The sequence below is a fragment of the Cypionkella psychrotolerans genome (assembly GCF_001294535.1).
In the GTDB taxonomy this organism is placed as follows: domain Bacteria; phylum Pseudomonadota; class Alphaproteobacteria; order Rhodobacterales; family Rhodobacteraceae; genus Cypionkella; species Cypionkella psychrotolerans.
In genome coordinates, this window is the sequence record NZ_LGIC01000086.1 from 434,467 (window position 1) to 451,742 (window position 17,276).

General features: G+C 60.8%; 11 protein-coding genes. 4 read left to right on the forward strand and 7 right to left on the reverse strand.

Annotated elements, in window-relative coordinates; translation table 11 throughout:
* Positions 1-173 precede the first annotated feature (173 nt).
* Positions 174-1,220 carry a LacI family DNA-binding transcriptional regulator gene (locus AKV04_RS21745; protein ID WP_054008469.1) on the forward strand — a complete coding sequence of 349 codons (1,047 nt, stop codon included), beginning with the start codon at positions 174-176 and terminating at the stop codon, positions 1,218-1,220.
* 1 nt (position 1,221) lies between these two features.
* Here AKV04_RS21745 and AKV04_RS21750 read toward each other — a convergent pair whose 3' ends face one another.
* The 3 genes from AKV04_RS21750 to AKV04_RS27330 all read right to left on the reverse strand — a co-directional run bounded on the left by AKV04_RS21750 (position 1,222) and on the right by AKV04_RS27330 (position 3,317).
* Positions 1,222-1,929 (reverse strand): creatininase family protein, encoded by a 708-nt coding sequence (locus tag AKV04_RS21750; protein WP_082351794.1) that lies wholly within the window; start codon positions 1,927-1,929, stop codon positions 1,222-1,224.
* Positions 1,930-1,955: 26 nt separating this feature from the next.
* Entirely contained in the window at positions 1,956-2,927 is a 972-nt protein-coding gene (locus AKV04_RS21755; protein ID WP_054008470.1) for an aldo/keto reductase, read from the reverse strand.
* 153 nt (positions 2,928-3,080) lie between these two features.
* Positions 3,081-3,317, reverse strand: coding sequence for a hypothetical protein (locus AKV04_RS27330; protein ID WP_054008471.1), 237 nt, complete (start codon positions 3,315-3,317; stop codon positions 3,081-3,083).
* 178 nt (positions 3,318-3,495) lie between these two features.
* Here AKV04_RS27330 and AKV04_RS21765 point away from each other — a divergent pair, with 178 nt between their 5' ends.
* The 3 genes from AKV04_RS21765 to AKV04_RS21775 all read left to right on the forward strand — a co-directional run bounded on the left by AKV04_RS21765 (position 3,496) and on the right by AKV04_RS21775 (position 13,747).
* Entirely contained in the window at positions 3,496-4,248 is a 753-nt protein-coding gene (locus AKV04_RS21765; protein ID WP_054008472.1) for a Crp/Fnr family transcriptional regulator, read from the forward strand.
* A gap of 378 nt (positions 4,249-4,626) precedes the next feature.
* A complete protein-coding gene (locus AKV04_RS21770; protein WP_156317729.1) occupies positions 4,627-4,965 on the forward strand; it encodes a hypothetical protein in 339 nt (112 codons plus the stop codon).
* Between the two features lie 457 nt (positions 4,966-5,422).
* Complete coding sequence (locus tag AKV04_RS21775) at positions 5,423-13,747, forward strand: GH36-type glycosyl hydrolase domain-containing protein (RefSeq protein WP_082351786.1); 8,325 nt, start codon at positions 5,423-5,425, stop codon at positions 13,745-13,747.
* 74 nt (positions 13,748-13,821) lie between these two features.
* Here the strand turns inward: AKV04_RS21775 and AKV04_RS21780 are convergent, their stop codons facing one another.
* From AKV04_RS21780 to hpaD, 4 genes are read right to left on the reverse strand one after another with little or no spacing between them, the layout of a single operon-like run.
* Complete coding sequence (locus AKV04_RS21780) at positions 13,822-14,616, reverse strand: aldolase/citrate lyase family protein (protein WP_054008474.1); 795 nt, start codon at positions 14,614-14,616, stop codon at positions 13,822-13,824.
* A gap of 9 nt (positions 14,617-14,625) precedes the next feature.
* The gene (gene hpaH, locus AKV04_RS21785) at positions 14,626-15,426 is read right to left on the reverse strand and encodes a 2-oxo-hept-4-ene-1,7-dioate hydratase (RefSeq protein WP_407638489.1); all 801 of its coding nucleotides are present in this window, start codon (positions 15,424-15,426) and stop codon (positions 14,626-14,628) included.
* Between the two features lie 2 nt (positions 15,427-15,428).
* Complete coding sequence (locus AKV04_RS21790) at positions 15,429-16,289, reverse strand: fumarylacetoacetate hydrolase family protein (protein WP_054008476.1); 861 nt, start codon at positions 16,287-16,289, stop codon at positions 15,429-15,431.
* Positions 16,286-17,266: a 3,4-dihydroxyphenylacetate 2,3-dioxygenase gene (gene hpaD / locus AKV04_RS21795; RefSeq protein ID WP_054008477.1), complete on the reverse strand. Its 981-nt coding sequence runs from the start codon at positions 17,264-17,266 to the stop codon at positions 16,286-16,288. The genes AKV04_RS21790 and hpaD overlap by 4 nt, the downstream gene beginning before the upstream one ends.
* Positions 17,267-17,276: the final 10 nt, after the last annotated feature.

Consider the following 17,276-nt stretch of genomic DNA (forward strand, 5'->3'; position numbering starts at 1 on the left):
ATCCCCCCGACCGTCTCAAACCGTGCTTTGGTGCCTGTCTCGCATCCGGCACTCGGCTACATTGCTGCGGGCAGTTCTAGAACCGCTTGACATATTGTCGCAGTGGATAGTTGATTGAAACCCATCAGGCTTGCTGTGCTTCTGTGGTCTGCAATCGCTAAATTGTTGGAATTATGTCCGAAAATAACCGACCCCCTCGCATCACTTTGGCCGATGTAGCCCAGCTTGCCGGGGTTGGCAGCGCCACTGTGGACCGTGTGATCAACGAGCGTGGCAATGTCTCGGATGAGGTGCGCCAACAGGTTTTGCAGGCGGCGCGCAGCTTGGGGCTTAGGCGGATGCTGCCGGTCAGCCATCACCGCATGGTGCGGATCAACGTCATTCTCGCCCGCCCCGAACTGCCGCTGATCCGCCGCATGGGGGTGGAGTTTCGCCGTCTGTCAGACCGCATGGATCATTCGGTTGCAATCCATCGCACTACGCTTGAGAACGAAGCCCCGGCGACGATTGCGCGGGCGCTGTTGTGCAGCCCCTGCGATGCGGCGATTGTTTATGCCCAAGATCACCCGCAGATCCACGCGGCCATCGCTGAACTGGCCGCGCGCGGCAAACCCGTGGTGACGATGATTTCAGACCTGCCGGGGTCAGCGCGTCTGGCCTATGCCGGGACTGACCACGCTAAGGCGGGGCGTTCGGCAGGATATTTCCTGTCACGCATGACCACACCCGGCCCTGTGGTAGTGCTGTGCAACCATCTGGGATTTCAGTCGCATGCCGAGCGCGTGCGCGGGCTGACGGCGTATCTGGTCGCCCATGCGGCGGAGTTTCCCATTGTTGAGATTGTTGAGGGCGGCGATGATATGGTGCGGTCCGAGGCCCGGCTGAAAGACGCTTTACGCCGCCATCCCGAAGCTGTGGCGATCTACAATGTGGGGGCTGCCAATCGCGGTGTGGTGGGCGCAATCCGCGCAGGGATTGCCCTTAGGCCGCCGGTGTTCATCGGGCACGAGTTGACCGCTTTCACCTATCAAAGCCTGCGCGACGGGCTGATGACCCTGACCATCGACCAAAGCCCGGAATTGCAGGCGCAATTCGCCATTGACGTGCTGCTGAACCACTTCGCTTTTGCCGAGGCCACCCATATCGCGCCGCCCTATGCCTCGACCGTGCCAATCGTGCTGTACGGGCCAGAAAACCTGCCCGACAAGGCACCGGACTAGCCTAGATTGTGCCTGCACACGCGGCCAACCATGTGGCCATCGCACGGCGCAAATTGGCTGCGTCTTCGGGTGCATAGTCGCGCGGATCAGCGCCAAAAATGCCATGTAGGCTATGGGTGGGTGCATGGCGCTGCGGGCCGAATGGATCTTCGCCTGCCTCATCAGGCTGCGGGGGGGACAGCATTGTGATGTCCACGGCCTTCGGATGAAACGCCGCCAGCAGTGTGGTTTCAAACCGCCCCGCGTGATCGGGCGGCAGCGGCGCATCTGCATTGCCGTTGACGCCCAACGCCAAGGCTTGCAATGGCCCCTTCTGCGCGTTCCAGTCGGCGGCAAGCTGCGCAATCATCGCCAATTGCTCATCGGCGAAATGGCCGGTGAACAGCACCACTTGCCGCACACCAAAGGTCTGCAATCGATTCAGGGTCTGCTCTAGGATGCCGAATATCTCGGTCTGTACTGGCATCATCACCGTCCAGGGATAACCGCCATGACCGCCGCCCGTGCCCCACCACAGCGGCGGATAGACCAGCCCGCCCGCGATCTCTGCCGCGTCCAGACAAAGGCCGTGCGCCTGCAAGCCATCCAGACCCACGGGCAAATGCTGGCTGTGGTATTCAATCGTTCCGAGCGGCAGCCAAACCCGTGGGCAACGGGCGATTTCCGCGGCAATCTGGCCAGGTCGCAGCAGTTCTAATTGGCGGGTCATGGCCATCCTATCGGTCGAAGCTGTGGCTACTGGTAGAAATTGCGCGGCCAGACATGTGCGGCAAGTGCGGCTTTCAACTCGGCCGGGAAAGGCGCGCCGTCACTGTAGATCACATTCATATCCACCTGCTCTGGGTTCAACATGCCCGGGATCACGCAAGACAGCTCGGGGCAAGACAACACATAGCGCATCGCCGCCTCGGCCAAAGTCGGATAATATGGCGCGCAGAGCGTCTTCAAAGCACGCACACGCGCCAGCGTTTCGGCAAGCCGATCCCCCCGGAACAACTGCGCAGGAACCGAGCCTGCGGCAAAGCTGGCATAGGTGTTCTCGTCCCAATGCCCCACCAGAGACCCCGAGTCCAATGGCACCCGTGCGATAAAGCCTTGGCTTCCCGCACCCGCTTGAAACAAGTCCCCCGCCGGGCGTTGCTCGAACAGGTTCAGCACAACTTGCTGACTGGCCACCAGACCCAACCGCGCCAGATCAACGCCATCGGCCGGGCGATAATCGCGGATCGAGACGCCGATCTGGTCGATCTTTCCCTCGATGCGCAAGGCGTTCAGGGTCTCAAGCCAATCAAGTTCATAAAGCCCCGACCCCATCCAAGAGTGCAGTTGAAACAGGTCAATCCGCTCCAGTTGCAACCGACGCAGGGCGTCATCGACCATACGGCGCAGATACCACGCCGGATAGCGCCCGCGCATCTGCGGAGCCTCGTCATCGGGTGCGGGCCATTCCACCGGCTGCGCCTTGGTGGCGACGTAAATTTTACGACCAGACCAGGTGCGCAAGGCACGTCCGATCACCTCCTCGGCATGGCCGTTGCCATAGATATAGGCGGTATCCACGAAATTGACCCCGCGATCAAAGGCGTGCTGCAAGGTTCGGATCGAGGTGTCATCATCCACCGCGCCCCAATCGCCGCCCAGTTGCCATGCGCCAACGGCGATCTCACTGACCTGCCACCCGGTGCGGCCAAAGTATCGATATTGCATCAAACCCCTCCCCTTCGCGTGGCCAAGTTAGGCCACAACGTTGGGTTGGGAAGCGTGACGCTGATCGTTTTCCATCCTGAGTGGCAATCGAAACCCCAAGCGGGCGTTCAGGCGTTTTGCGATGATCTGGGTTTTGACCGCTTGGCCCTGAGCCTAGTGGCGGCGCACCGAGTTTCCACCGTCGATGATTTTGTTGATCAGCGCCGCCACGGCCGCATGCGTTGCGGCGGATATATCGCCCGCAGACACATTTTCATGCGCAGCGGCGGCGTCTTTGATGACTCCGACAATTTCAATTTCAGGAAGAACTTTGCGATCGTTCAGCGCGAGCATCAGGGATTCGCAGATTGCAAGGGCGGCAAGTCCAGCAACGTCGGTGACAGCGGACATCAAGTTTAACTTTCTGTAGGGAGTCTATGGGGCTATCACGCATTTGAGCAACCCCGTGGATATCTTTACGGTTAAACCGAATAACGTGCTAATCTGCATCAGTATCAACGGCCCTGATATGCAGCACATAGCGCCGGGCTGGTCTCTGGCCCGCAGTCGCAACCCAAAGGGGTAAGGTATGGCGGAACAAAGTACTGGACTGTCGATTTTGGACAGCCCCTTTGCCCGCAAGCTGACAGCGTTCGTTCGTTTATCGCAGGACGATTTGTCAGTTTTGTCAGATGTTTATCGTCGCAGGCGCAGCTTCGCGGCTGGTCGCGACATGATCCATCAGGGTCAAGTGGACCAGACCGCGTATATCGTCGCCTCGGGCTGGGCCTGTTCTTACAAGCTTTTACCGGGCGGCACGCGCCAGATTGTTGACTTCCAGATTCCGGGCGATTTCCTGGGGCTGCGGTCGGTTTTGTTCCGCACAGCTGATCACAATGTCGAACCGATCACCCGAGTTCACGCTTCAGAGGTCAAAGAGCAAGATTTGCTGGCGGCCTTCACCCAAACGCCGCGTTTGGCCACTGCCGTGCTTTGGGCGGCGTCGCGCGATGAGGCCATGGTGGTCGAGCATTTGGTAGGCTTGGGCCGACGCAATGCAAGCGAACGCATGGCGCATTTCCTGCTGGAATTGGGTGCGCGTTTGAAACTGGTGGGGCTTGCGGATCGCAAAGGTTTTAGCTGCCCGCTGTCACAATATCAGCTGGCGGATGCTCTGGGGCTCAGCGCGGTGCACGTCAACCGCGTGCTGCGCGAGTTGCGCGAAGAAGGCTTGCTGACCTTCCAAAAGGGTAAGGTCCAGTTTCAAAACTATGAGGCCTTGGTCGACCTTTCAGGCTTTGACCGCGCTTATCTGGATCACGAAGGCCCGCTGCTGCGGTGATCTTGGTGCTTTGGTAGCGCCTATAATGTGCCGTGAAACGCCAGAGCCAACGAGGAATCGGTCGATTTAGCCCCAGAGTTTCACTGCAGTTTTCACCAAAACTGAACTGCACTTAGTCACAGTTCAGGGCCAAATTTGCCACTCAAAATGGGCCGTAACACTGATCCATGTTGGCGTTTGCACAATTTTCACTGCGAGATCGGGGGGCTTACGCCTGCGGTTTCGCTTGAACAAAATCAGTTTCGTTTTTTGAAAATGCAAGCCACTGACTGATCGTAGTTAGTGCGGTGGCCCGCTCCCGAGGCCAAGTTGATTGCAATCCGCTGGTGCCGCTTGGCCCACGCCCACGCTGCGTTTTTCATGATGAGGAGCCCGACGATGGCAAACGAAAATGCTGTTTTGCTTGCCCCGCATGTCGATTCTTGCGGCAGAGATAGCGACGTCACACAATACGATATGCTGGTCGCTGAGATGATCTCTGTGCGGGACGATCTGGTCAAATTTTCCCAAAGCTTGCAATGTGTTGCAAACCCCTCGACGGACAGTTTGGACAATGACCTGCTGTTTGGCACAGCCAAGACCTCCAGACATTTGGGGCGCGAAGGCAAAGATGCACAAACATGCTTCACAGCTGCGACGGCGAGGAATCGTTACACTTCAGCTGTCACATTGGAGCTTGCTGCTGAAATGAGCAATTTGCTTGGGGCTTTGGGATGATAGTTCAGTCAGACAATTTGACGGTCCGGCATTTTGCAATCTTAGGTTGTGATTTGAGCTAGAATGTGATGGGCTATATCAGTGGCTTGGCAGTTGTTGCCTGCCATTGATGGGCGCGCTACCCGCGTAATCCGCCCGATGCCAATGCCCGGCACATGTCAATGCAGGTCTAAGCACCGCGTGAAAATCGTGGCCCTGCTCAACTTGGGCCCAAACAAAACATCGCGCGATGGGAACGATTGCCTCTCGTCGGAGTTGTATTTTTATCTTTGCGAATCTTGAAAGGAAAGCCGATGAGTTGGGACCAGATCGAAGTCAAATGGGCAGCGATGGCCCGTCGGGTGCGGTCCGATTTGCCGCAAAATACCCGGCTTGGACCAAGCCAAGTCAAGCCCCTCACGCAGCCGAGTGAGCTGCCCGAGCCGCAGCCAGCAGAAGTTAGCGCGGCGAACGCCAGGTGACGGGGCGCTTGCGCCTTGCCGGTTGGCTGCAGAGCAAGCCCGTCGACAAGCTGTGGAGTGACAAAGCACCGATCCGCTCTGATCTATTTGGGATCGAGCGGTTAGAGCATCACGCGGTAAGCTTGGCAGCGGCTCAACCCATCAGCCAAGACCACCCTCTCGCGGTGTCCAGTCTGCTGACGCGGGTGAAAGATAATGCCAAGGCTTTGCTTGCCGCCTATCGGGCAGGGGCGCAGTCGCTGGATGCAGGCCAGGCCATCACCCCCGCCGCCGAGTGGTTGTTGGACAATTTTCATATCGTCGAGCAACAGCTGCGCCAGATCGAAGACGATCTGCCGCCCGGCTATTATCGGCATTTGCCAAAACTCGCCGATGGCCCTCTGGCCGGCTATCCGCGTGTGCTGGGATTGGCTTGGGCCTATGTTGCGCATACCGATAGCCTCTTGTCTGAGACGGCGCTGTTGCGTTTTGTCCAATCCTATCAAACGGTTCAGCCATTGACGATTGGCGAGTTATGGGCAGTGGCGATCACCCTGCGCATCGTGTTGATCGAGAATATGCGCCGCTTGGCAGAGCAGATCACCGAGGCAAACCGCCTGCGTCAAGCTGCGGACGATTTGGTCGATCAGGTCTTGGCCTCCAGCGCTTCCGGTATTTCTGCCCATGCGGTTCTGGCCGGGTTGGATGGTGTTGATCTGCGCGAGATCATGGCGGCACAGGTGGCCAAACGCCTGCGCGGCACCGATCCGGCGGAAACGCCGCTGGCGGGTTGGCTCGATGACCGTTTGCGGCATTTGGGGCTGTCGGTTGAGTCGGTGGTGGCCAATGCGCAAGCGCGGCAAGGCGCGTCGAATGTGACCATGCGCAATATCGTCGCCTCGATGCGGCGGCTTTCCGAAATGGATTGGGCCGATTTTTTTGAAGCGGCCAGCTTGATTGAGGCGCGCTTGCGCGCAACTTCGGGCTACGGCGAGATGGATTTTGCCACCCGCAACAGCTACCGCACCGCCATTGAAATGCTCGCCCGCCATTCAGGCCATGACGAGGCTGCGGTGACGGAAGCTGCTTTGACCATGGCGCAAACGGGCGACACGCCTGCCGCGCGTGATCCGGGTTTTGCGCTGCTTGGCGCGGGTCGCGATGCCCTGTGTCGCAATCTCGGCTATGCGCCGCCCCTGCGCATGACACTGGGGCGACAGTGGCGGCGGATGGGGTTGCCGGGGTATTTGGGCGCGATTGCTTTGGCTTCGGTGCTGTTTCTGACCGCGGCCTTGTGGCTCACTGGATTGCACAGTGCAGCGCTTATTCTCAGTGGCGTCTGGCTGGCGGTTGAGGCTGGAGCCGCGCTGGTCAATCTGCTGATCACCCGGCTGGTCGGACCCAAGCCGCTGCCGGGCCTGTCGCTGGAAGACGGCATCCCCGCAAATTTGCGCACGCTTGTTGCGGTGCCGGTTTTGCTGGCCAATGTGCAAGACCTGATGCAGCAGATCGAACAACTTGAGGTGCATCACCTCTCCAGCGTCGGTGGGGCGCTGCATTACGCGCTGTTGTCCGATGGCCCGGATACAGCCGAGGCCACCACGCCACTTGACACCGCTTTGATCACCACTGCGCGCGCAGCGATTGCTAAGTTGAATGCCACCTATCCCTCCGGCGATGGCGACAGGTTTCTGTTTCTGCACCGCGAGCGACAATGGAACCCGTCCGAAGGTGTTTGGATGGGGTGGGAGCGCAAACGCGGCAAGTTGATCGAGCTGAACCGATTGCTGCGCGGCGCGGCGGATACCAGCTTTCTGCCGAGCGCGGTGGTGCCGCAAGGCGTGAAATTTGTCATCACGCTGGATGCCGACACCCGGATTTTGCGTGACACCGTGCGGCGGTTGATCGGCAAAATGGCGCATCCGCTGAACCGTCCGGTCATCGACCCTGCCACTCAGCGCGTGATCACGGGCTACGGCATTTTGCAGCCGCAGGTGACCCCAGCCTTGCCGCTGGGGATGGACGGCTCGCTCTATCAACGGATCTCCTCCAGCCCCGGTGGGATTGAGCCCTACGCGGCGGCAAGCTCGGATGTGTATCAGGATTTGTTCTCTGAAGGATCGTTTACTGGCAAAGGCATATATGACGTTGATGCTTTCATGGCAGCCATCGAAGGCCGGGTGCCGGACAACACCTTGTTAAGTCATGATTTGTTCGAGGGCAGCTTTGCGCGCGCGGGCCTTGCCTCGGATATTCAGGTGGTCGAGGATTTCCCCGCCCGCCAAGACGTCGACGCCCGCCGCCAGCACCGCTGGGTGCGCGGCGATTGGCAGTTGTTGCCGTGGATCAGTGGCAGCCGGAAAACCACGGGCGGAATTTCGGCGGTCAACCGCTGGAAGATGCTCGACAACCTACGCCGCTCTCTACTGGCCCCGATGACACTGCTTTCGTTGTTTGTTGGCTGGCTGTTGCCGCTGCCGCAGGCCTTAGCTTGGACGGCGGCGGCGCTGGTGTTGCTGGCCCTGCCAAGGCTGATCGCGCTGCCGCTGGCCATTCTGCCGGGACGTGCGGGGATCACCGCGCGCAGTCACTTTCAGGCCCTGCTGGCGGATGTAAAGATCGCGTTTGCACAGATTTGCCTGACGGTGGTTCTTTTGGCGGATACGGCGGCGCTGATGCTGGACGCAATTGTTCGCACCGCTGTTCGGTTGCGCAGCGGCACGCATTTGTTGGAATGGCTGACGGCGGCGCAATCCAGCGGCGGCGGTCTTCCCAGCTATGCCCGGTTCTATTTGCTTAAAGCGCGCGGCGTGACGCTGGGGCTGCTCATCTGCGGCTTGGCCGTGGCTTTGAATGGCCCTATCTGGCCATTGGCCCTGACCTTTGCCACCATTTGGCTGGCCGCCCCTGCAGTCGCACGCCTGATCAGCCTGCCCCGCATGGGTCGCGCCATGCCACCGCTGACCACTGCTGAGAGCACCGCATTGCGCCTGATCGCCCGGCGCACTTGGCGCTACTTTGAGGCCTTTGTGACCGAGGCCAACCATTTCCTGCCCCCCGACAACTTTCAGGAAATCCCACGCCCGGTGGTGGCCACTCGCACCTCTCCCACCAATATCGGCCTGTATTTGCTGTCGGTGGCGGTGGCAAAAGACATGGGCTGGATCGGTCAGGCTGAGGCCGTGACGCGGCTGGAGCAAACCCTGACCACCATGCAGCGCCTGCCACGGTTTCGCGGCCATCTTTACAACTGGTACGACACCTCGGATCTGCGCGTGCTGGACCCGGCCTATGTCTCCAGCGTCGATAGCGGTAACCTTGCGGGCCATCTGATTGCCGTCGCGCAGGCCTGCCAAGAATGGCAAACACGCCCCTCTGCACCCGACCTGCGCGGGCTGCAGGAGGCGCTGGCTTTGGCGCTTGAGGCGCTTTCGGCCAACCCAGAGCCGCAGTTGTCTGCCCTACTTGAGCGCGTGGCAAACCAACCCGCACTTGCACCTCAGGCCGCTGCATTGGCCGAGGCCCATGCCGGAGCAGACTCAGAACTGGCGTTCTGGACCCGTGCGGTTGCCGCCAGCCACGCCAGCCAACTGGCTGATCCCGCTTCACCCGAACGCCTGCGCGCCGTGGGCGATCTGGCGCGGCAACTGGCAATGGATATGGAGTTTGGCTTTCTGATGCAGCCGGAAAAGCAGCTGCTGTCGATTGGCTTTTCCGTCTCGACCAACACGTTAGACGCCAACTGCTATGACCTTCTGGCGTCAGAGGCACGACTTGCCAGCCTGTTTGCGATTGCCAAGGGCGATGTGGAAACCCGGCATTGGTTTCGGCTTGGTCGCGGAGCCACCCCGATCGGCGCGGGATCGGCGCTGATTTCTTGGTCGGGCAGCATGTTTGAATATCTGATGCCCTCGCTGGTGATGCGCGCGCCTGCTGGATCGGTGCTGGATGAGACAAACCGCCGGATCGTCGAGCAACAACAGGCCTATGCTGCAAGTCTAGGTATTCCATGGGGCATCTCGGAATCTGCTTACAATGCCCGCGATCTGGAGATGACGTATCAATATTCCAACTTCGGCGTGCCGGGGCTGGGGCTGAAACGCGGCCTCAGCGAAAACCGCGTGCTGGCCCCCTATGCCACTGGGCTTGCCACAATGGTCGATGCCCAAGCGGCGCTGCAGAACTATGCGGCTTTGGCTGATCTGGGCGCAGAAGGGCGCTTTGGCTTTTATGAAGCGGTGGATTTCACCGCATCCCGACTGCCCGAAGGTGCCACCAATGTCGTGGTGCGCAGCTTTATGGCGCATCATCAGGGCATGACCATCACCGCCATCGCCAATGTGCTGCATCATGGGCTGTTGCGCGACCGTTTCCACGCCGAGCCGATCATTCAGGCGGTCGAGATGTTGTTGCAAGAACGGGTGCCGCGCGATGTGCCCATCGCCCCGCCCCGCGCCAAAGAAGTCTTGGTGGCGGCGGTCGAAACCCTGTCCACCCCCGTTGTGCGCCATTTTGACAACCCGATCACCGTTGCGCCAACCGCTCATCTGCTGTCCAACGGCAGCTATGGCGTGATGCTGACCCCCACCGGTGCGGGCTTTAGCCGCTGGCGCGATCTGGCGATCACCCGCTGGCGCGCCGATGCAACGCAGGCACAGCATGGCGGCTTCATCTATCTGCGCGATGTGCGCTCGGGCGGGCAATGGTCGGCGGGCGTGCTGCCCATCGGGCGGGATTCCGGCCTACACCGCGCGGTGTTTTGTGAACATCACGCGGCCTTCACCCACACCGCCCGCCATCTGCTGACCCATACCGAGGTGGTGGTCTCTGCCGAGGATGACGCCGAAGCTCGCCGCGTGACGCTCACCAACACCGGGCGTCATCCACGTGAGATTGACGTAACCTCTTACGCCGAACTCGTGCTGGCGGCCCCCTCTGCCGATCTGTCGCATCCGGCGTTCTCAAAGCTGTTCGTTGTCACCGATTATTTGCCCGAACTGGGCGTGCTGATCGCCACGCGCCGCAAACGCAGCCCGTCTGACCCCGAGGTCTGGGCCGCGCATGTCGCCGTGGTGGAAGGTGCCGAGACAGCACCACTGCAATACGAAACAGACCGGGCGCAGTTCATCGGGCGTGGCCATATGCTAAGCAATCCTGCCGCCGCCGAATCCCCGCTTTCCGGCACCATTGGCACTGTGCTGGACCCAATATTTTCGCTGCGCCGTCGGGTGCTGATCCCCGGTGGCGGCCGCGTGCGCGTAACGTTCTGGACCATGGTGGCCGACACGCCCGAGGCTTTGTTGGATCTAGTCGAACGCCACCGCGACCCCTCCGCCTTTGGTCGCGCAGTGACACTCGCTTGGACACAAACGCAGGTGCAACTGCGCCATCTGGGTGTCAGCGCGACCACCACCACCGATTTCCAAAGGCTGGCCGGTATGTTGGTGCGCGGCGATGGGCGGCTGCGGGCCAATGCGGCGCAAATCCGCGCCGGGGCCGGGCCACAATCCGATCTCTGGGCTTTGGGCGTATCGGGCGACCTGCCAATCGTGTTGTTCCTGATCAGCGATGCCGAGGATATCGGGCGGCTGCAAGAGGTGCTCGCAGCGGCAGAATACTGGCAGATGCGGCAGTTGGCGGTCGATCTGGTGATCCTGAACGACCGCGCCTCGTCCTATGTGCAAGATCTGCAAATCGCGATTGAAGCCGCCGTGCGCTCGTCCCAAGCCCGCCCCAGCACAACGGGAACAGGCGGCAGGATCTATACTTTGCGCGCCGATATGACCCCACACGAGACGCGCGCGCGTCTGATGGCCGCAGCCGCCATAGTGCTGATCGCCAGCCGGGGCAGCATTGGCGCGCAGCTTGATCTGCTACCCGTCACCCCAGCCCCTGCGCCGCAAAAACTTGCGCTACCTGCCTTGCCCAGCGCGTCGATCACTCCGCCGCAGCTTGAGTTCTTCAACGGAACCGGTGGTTTTGATCTGGATGGCCGCGAATATGTCACCGTGCTGCAAGATGGCCAAAGCACCCCCGCGCCATGGATCAATGTTATTGCCAACCCCAGCTTCGGCTTTCAGGTATCCGCCGAAGGCAGCGGGTTCACTTGGGCCGAAAACAGCCGCGAGAACCAGATCACCCCGTGGTCAAATGACCCGGTCAGCGATCCGGCGGGTGAGGCGATCTATCTACAAGACCTTGAAACCGGGCAAATCTGGACCCCCACCGCTCTGCCCATCCGCAGCAAGGGCAGCTACATCGCCCGCCACGGCTTTGGCTATTCCCGCTTTCAGCACACGGCCAACGGCATCGACGCCGATATGGTGCAGTTCGTGCCGATGGATGCTCCGGTCAAAATCACCCGCCTGACGCTGCGCAATGCCTCGGATCGCGCGCGTCGGCTTTCAGTGACGGCCTATGCCGAATGGGTGCTTGGCACCTCTCGCGGTGCTACGGCCACGGCGCTGATCACCGAAATCGACGCGGAGACAGGCGCAATTCTAGTCCGCAATCCGCGCGGCATGGCCTTTCCAGGTCGCGTCGCATTCGCCGATCTGGGGGCTGAAACCACCAGCCGCAGCGCGGATCGGGCGGAAATTCTGGGGCGTGCGGGCTCGATGGCCGCCCCGGCGCGACTCAGCGACTTCTCCGGCAATGCTGGACCAAAATTCGATCCCTGCGCGACTTTGCAACGTGAAATCACACTCGCGCCGGGGCAAAGCATGGATGTGACCTTCCTGCTGGGCCAAACCACCAGCCCCGAAGAAGCTCGCGCGCTGATCCTTGCCACCCGCGCCCGTGATCTGACGGCGGTGCTGGATGAGGTAAAGACGTGGTGGGGTGACTTGCTCGGCACCGTCCAAGTGCGCAGCCCAGATCGCGCGCTGGATATCATGCTGAACGGCTGGCTGATGTATCAGTCCTTGGCCTGCCGCATCTGGGCCCGCGCCGGGTTCTATCAAGCCAGCGGCGCGTATGGCTTCCGCGACCAGTTGCAAGATGGCATGGCGCTGACCGCCCTGCGGCCCGAGATGACGCGGGCGCACCTGCTTCGCGCTGCCGCACGGCAGTTCCCCGAAGGCGATGTGCAGCACTGGTGGCTGCCTCACTCCGGCCAAGGCGTGCGCACGCGGATTTCCGATGATCGCGTGTGGCTCAGCTATGCGGTGGCGCAATACATCAGCGTTTCGGGCGATGCCAACGTGTTGGATGAAGTCCTCCCCTTCCTCGAAGGTGCCGATCTGCGCCCCGGCGAGCATGACAATTTTTTCCAACCCGGCATTTCCGACACCACCGCCACGCTGTTCGAGCATTGCGCCCGCGGCTTGGATCAGGCGATTGAATTGACCGGAGCGGACGGCATGCCGCTGATCGGTACGGGCGACTGGAACGACGGCATGAACCGCGTCGGCGAAGCCGGGCAAGGCACCTCCGTCTGGCTCGGCTGGCTGCTGATCGCCACGACCAACGCCATGCGCCCCTTCGCCGAAGCCCGCGATCCGGCGCGCGCCGCCCGCTGGCAGGCCCATGCTGAACGTGTGCGACTGGCGATTGAGCGCGACGGCTGGGATGGCGCTTGGTATCGCCGGGGCCGCTTCGACGATGGCAGCCTGCTTGGGTCGTCCAGTTCGGCGGAATGCCAGATCGACTCCATCGCGCAATCTTGGGCGGTGCTGTCGGGGGCTGCGGAGCCTGATCGCGCGGCCACCGCAATGCAGTCGATGACCGATCACTTGATTAAGCCCGATGTGGCCCTGCTGTTCACCCCGCCGTTTGATCACTCGATGCCAGATCCCGGCTACATCAAAGGCTACCCGCCCGGCCTGCGCGAGAATGGCGGCCAATATAGCCACGCCGCAATGTGGGCGGTGCTGGCACAGACCCGGCTTGGCAATGGCGACGCGGCAGGCGCATTGTTTGCCCTGCTGAACCCGATCAACCACGCCCTGACACCCGCCGAGGCCGCGCGCTACAAGGTCGAACCCTATGTGATTGCCGCCGATGTCTACTCTGTCGCGCCGCACGCCGGGCGCGGCGGTTGGACATGGTATACCGGCTCTGCCGCATGGATGTACCGCGCCGGGATTGAAGGGCTGCTGGGCATCACCCGCCAAGGTGACACTCTGTGTTTCGCCCCGTGTTTTCCAAAGGGATGGCCGCAGGTGGAGCTTCGATTGAACCTCGGTCCCGCGCCCTGCGTGGTGAAAATCCTGAACCCACTTGGTCTTGGCACCGGCTTGAAAGCCGCAAGGCTGAATGGCGAGGACATTGCTTGCGAGGCGGGGGTTCTGACGGTGTCGCTGGATCGGCTTCAAGGGGAGTTGATGCTTGAGATTGGGTAACGCAGTTGCGGGTTCGGCAAGCGAAGCGTGACCATAGAGGGAGGCTAAAGCCTCCCTCTTAGTAACCCGCTGGCTTAGTAACCCGAAGGCTTCGGACTGGTCGCCGCACCCGCAAAAGCCGCGCGCAACTCTGCGGCTGCGCCAGACAACAACCCAACATCACTGCCCACGGCGACAAAACTGGCCCCAAGATCAAGATAGCGCTGCGCCAAGCCGCGATCAGAAGTCAGGATGCCCGCAGCCTTGCCCAACGACATAATCCGCTTCAAAGCGTCTTCAACCGCCATCTGCACCTCTGCCGCTGCCGGATTGCCCAGATACCCCATATCAGCCGCCAGATCAGCCGGACCAATGAAGATCCCATCCACCCCCGGCGTGGCGGCAATCGCATCAAGCTGCGCCAGCCCCGCGCGGCTTTCGATCTGCAACAGCAGGCAGGTCTGCGCATTGGCACTGGCAAGATAGCCGGGCGTGGTCCCGAAATTCGACGCGCGCGCCAAAGCAGCCCCCACACCGCGCACGCCCTGCGGCGGATACAGCATGGCGCGCGCCATCTCAGCTGCCTGTGCTTCGGTTTCGATCATCGGCACAAGAATGGTCTGCACACCCAGATCAAGGATTTGCTTGATCCGATGCACCTCTCCCACTGGCGGGCGCACGATCACATGCGACCGCTGGCCGATGGCTTGCGCCTGCGCCAGAATGGTGGGGATGTCATTCGGCGCGTGTTCGCCGTCGATCAGCAGCCAGTCGAATCCAGCATTGGCGCAAAGGTCAGCCGTGATCGGGTTGGCCAGACCCAGCCAAAGACCGATTTGCGGGCGGCCTGCGGCAAGACCCGCCTTAAAGGTATTGAATGGGGCAGGCATGGCAATCCCTCAGGCAAAGAAACAACCGACCGTGCCCAAGGGGCCAAAGTCCGCCAGAATGGTGTCACCGTGCCGCGCCTCAATCGGGCGGATGAACGACCCCGAAAGCACGATCTGCCCCGCCTCGATGCGCTGACCATACTGCGTCAGACGATTGGCCAGCCACGCAATACCGCGCGCTGGTTGGTTCAACACCCCCGCGCCAAGCCCCGTTTCCTCAACCTCGGCATTGCGCATCACAATCGCCCCGGCCCAGCGCGGATCAAAACTATCCGGCCGCATCGCCCGCCCGCCCGTGACGATGCCCGCATTGGCGGCATTGTCGGAAATCGTATCAACGATGGTGCGAGGTTTGCCGGATGCAGGGTCCACGCGCAGAATGCGGGTGTCCAAAATCTCCAACGCGGGCAGGATGTAATCGGTGGCGTTCAGCACATCCGTCACCGAAACCCCCGGACCTTGCAGCGGCGCTTTCAGCACAAAGGCCAATTCAGCCTCGATCCTTGGCTGGATAAACCGATCCGCCGCAATCGTCGCACCATCCTCAAACACCATATCATCCAGCAGCACGCCGGAATCCGGGGTGGTGATGTTCAACGCATATTGCATCGCCTTCGAGGTCAGTCCGATCTTCCAACCAATCGTGCGACGCCCCTCGGCATGACGCTGCGCCACATAGGCGGCTTGCACCGCATAGGCATCATCCATCGTCATCGCCGGATGTAACAGCGACAGCAGACCGGTCTGCACTCGGGTTTTCTCTGCCGCAACAAGCCGTGTGGCGGCCGCGTCAATCTCAGGTTTCGACAGCATCAGAGAACCTCGTCGGCGATGGTGTTGCGCAGAATACCAATGCCATCGGCCTCAACCTCCACCACATCGCCGGGCTTCAGCCAGATCGGCGGATCAAACCGCGCCCCCGCCCCGGTGGGGGTGCCGCAGACAATCACATCTCCCGGCACCAAAGTGGTGAAGGTTGAAATGTAGGCGATGATCTGCCGGAAGCCAAACGTCATCCGGCTGGTGCGATCGCTCTGCCGCACCTCGCCATTCACCTGGGTTTGCAGGGCAATGTCCGCCAGTTGCGCCTCATCCGTAAAAGGCACGATCCACGGCCCAATAGAACCGGAGCGGTCCCAGTTCTTGCCCTGCGTGACGTTGAACTTGGCATGACGCACCCAGTCGCGGATGGTGCCTTCGTTGCACAGGGTCAGCGCCGCGATATGGCCCAAAGCATCGGTCTCGGCAATCCTGCGACCGCCCTTGCCGATAACAATCGTCACCTCGCCCTCATAATCCAACTGCGGGCTTTCCGGCGGGCGTATCAGCGGTTGACCATGCCCGGTGAACGAGCGCGCAAAGCGCGGGAACAGCGACATATACGGCGGATTTTCCTGGCCATCCTTATATTCTGCATTGCGGTCCGGAAAGTTGACCCCGACGCAAAGGATTTTTTCCGGCTTCGGGATCGGGATTTGAAAGGTGATGTCCGCCAAGGCGATTTCGGGGCTCAGCGCGGCAGCCATATCCGTCAAGCGCGGCAACGCGCCGTGTTCGATCACCTCGCGCAAGCTCGGCATGTCAGGATGGCGTGCGGATAGCGGGATGACACCCGCATCGGTGATCGCCCCCCATGCTGCGAGGCCTTGATGTGTGTAACTGGAAAATCTCATGGTGCGATGATCGGTTGGGCGGCCAGCACAGCCTCTGTCGTCGCTATACCAGAAAATAGCGAGCCATGCTCGAACCAGCTTCTTGGCGCAGGCGCGCCCCAAAGAGTCTGGCGTTGCGGGTCTTTCAGATCCCATTTAATCGGTTCCAGATCAGGATCAACCGTCTGATAATCCGAGCAATAAATCTCGGTGCGGTGGCCATCTGGATCAAGGATATACAGGAAAAACGCGTTGGAAATGCCATGCCGTCCCGGCCCGCGCTCGATATTGGCAACATAGCCCGTCGTCGCCATCAGATCGAGAAGATCAATGATGTTCATCGGTGTCGGCACCCAGAATGCAAGATGGTGCAGGCGCGGGCCACGGCCATTGGTGAAGGCCATATCATGCACCCCGCCCTTGCGGTGCATCCATGCCGCCCACAGCTTTTTGCTTGCGGCGTCCTCGGTATATTCCGTCACCCGGAAGCCAAAGGAATTGTAGAACGCAACCGAGGCATCGACATCAGGGCTAAAGCAGTTGAAATGATCAATGCGCAGTGGTTTGACGCCATGGTAAAGCGCATATTTCTGATGGATCGGGGCCAAACGGTCCATCTTCGCGTAGAATTCCAACGGAATCCCATGCGGATCTGCCGTGCGTAAAGTGCGACCCATGAACGGGCGCTCCACCCATGCCACCGGCAAACCCTGTTCCGCGAAGAACGTATAAGCGGCGTCGAGATCGGCCTCGGCATAGACCTTGAAGCCTAGCACATTAACCGCTGCCGCATCCGACTTTCGCAGGATCACGCAATGATGGCCACGTTCCTCCATCGCACGCAGATAGATCGCATCGGCATCCTCATGGGTGATTTGCAGGCCAAGCAGATCGGCGTAGAATGCCCGGCTGGCGGCCAGATTTTTGACGGCAAGCTCAACGTGGCTCAGACGAATGACGTTGAACGCCGGATACAGCACGGGGCTGGGAACGGGCATTTTCTTCCTC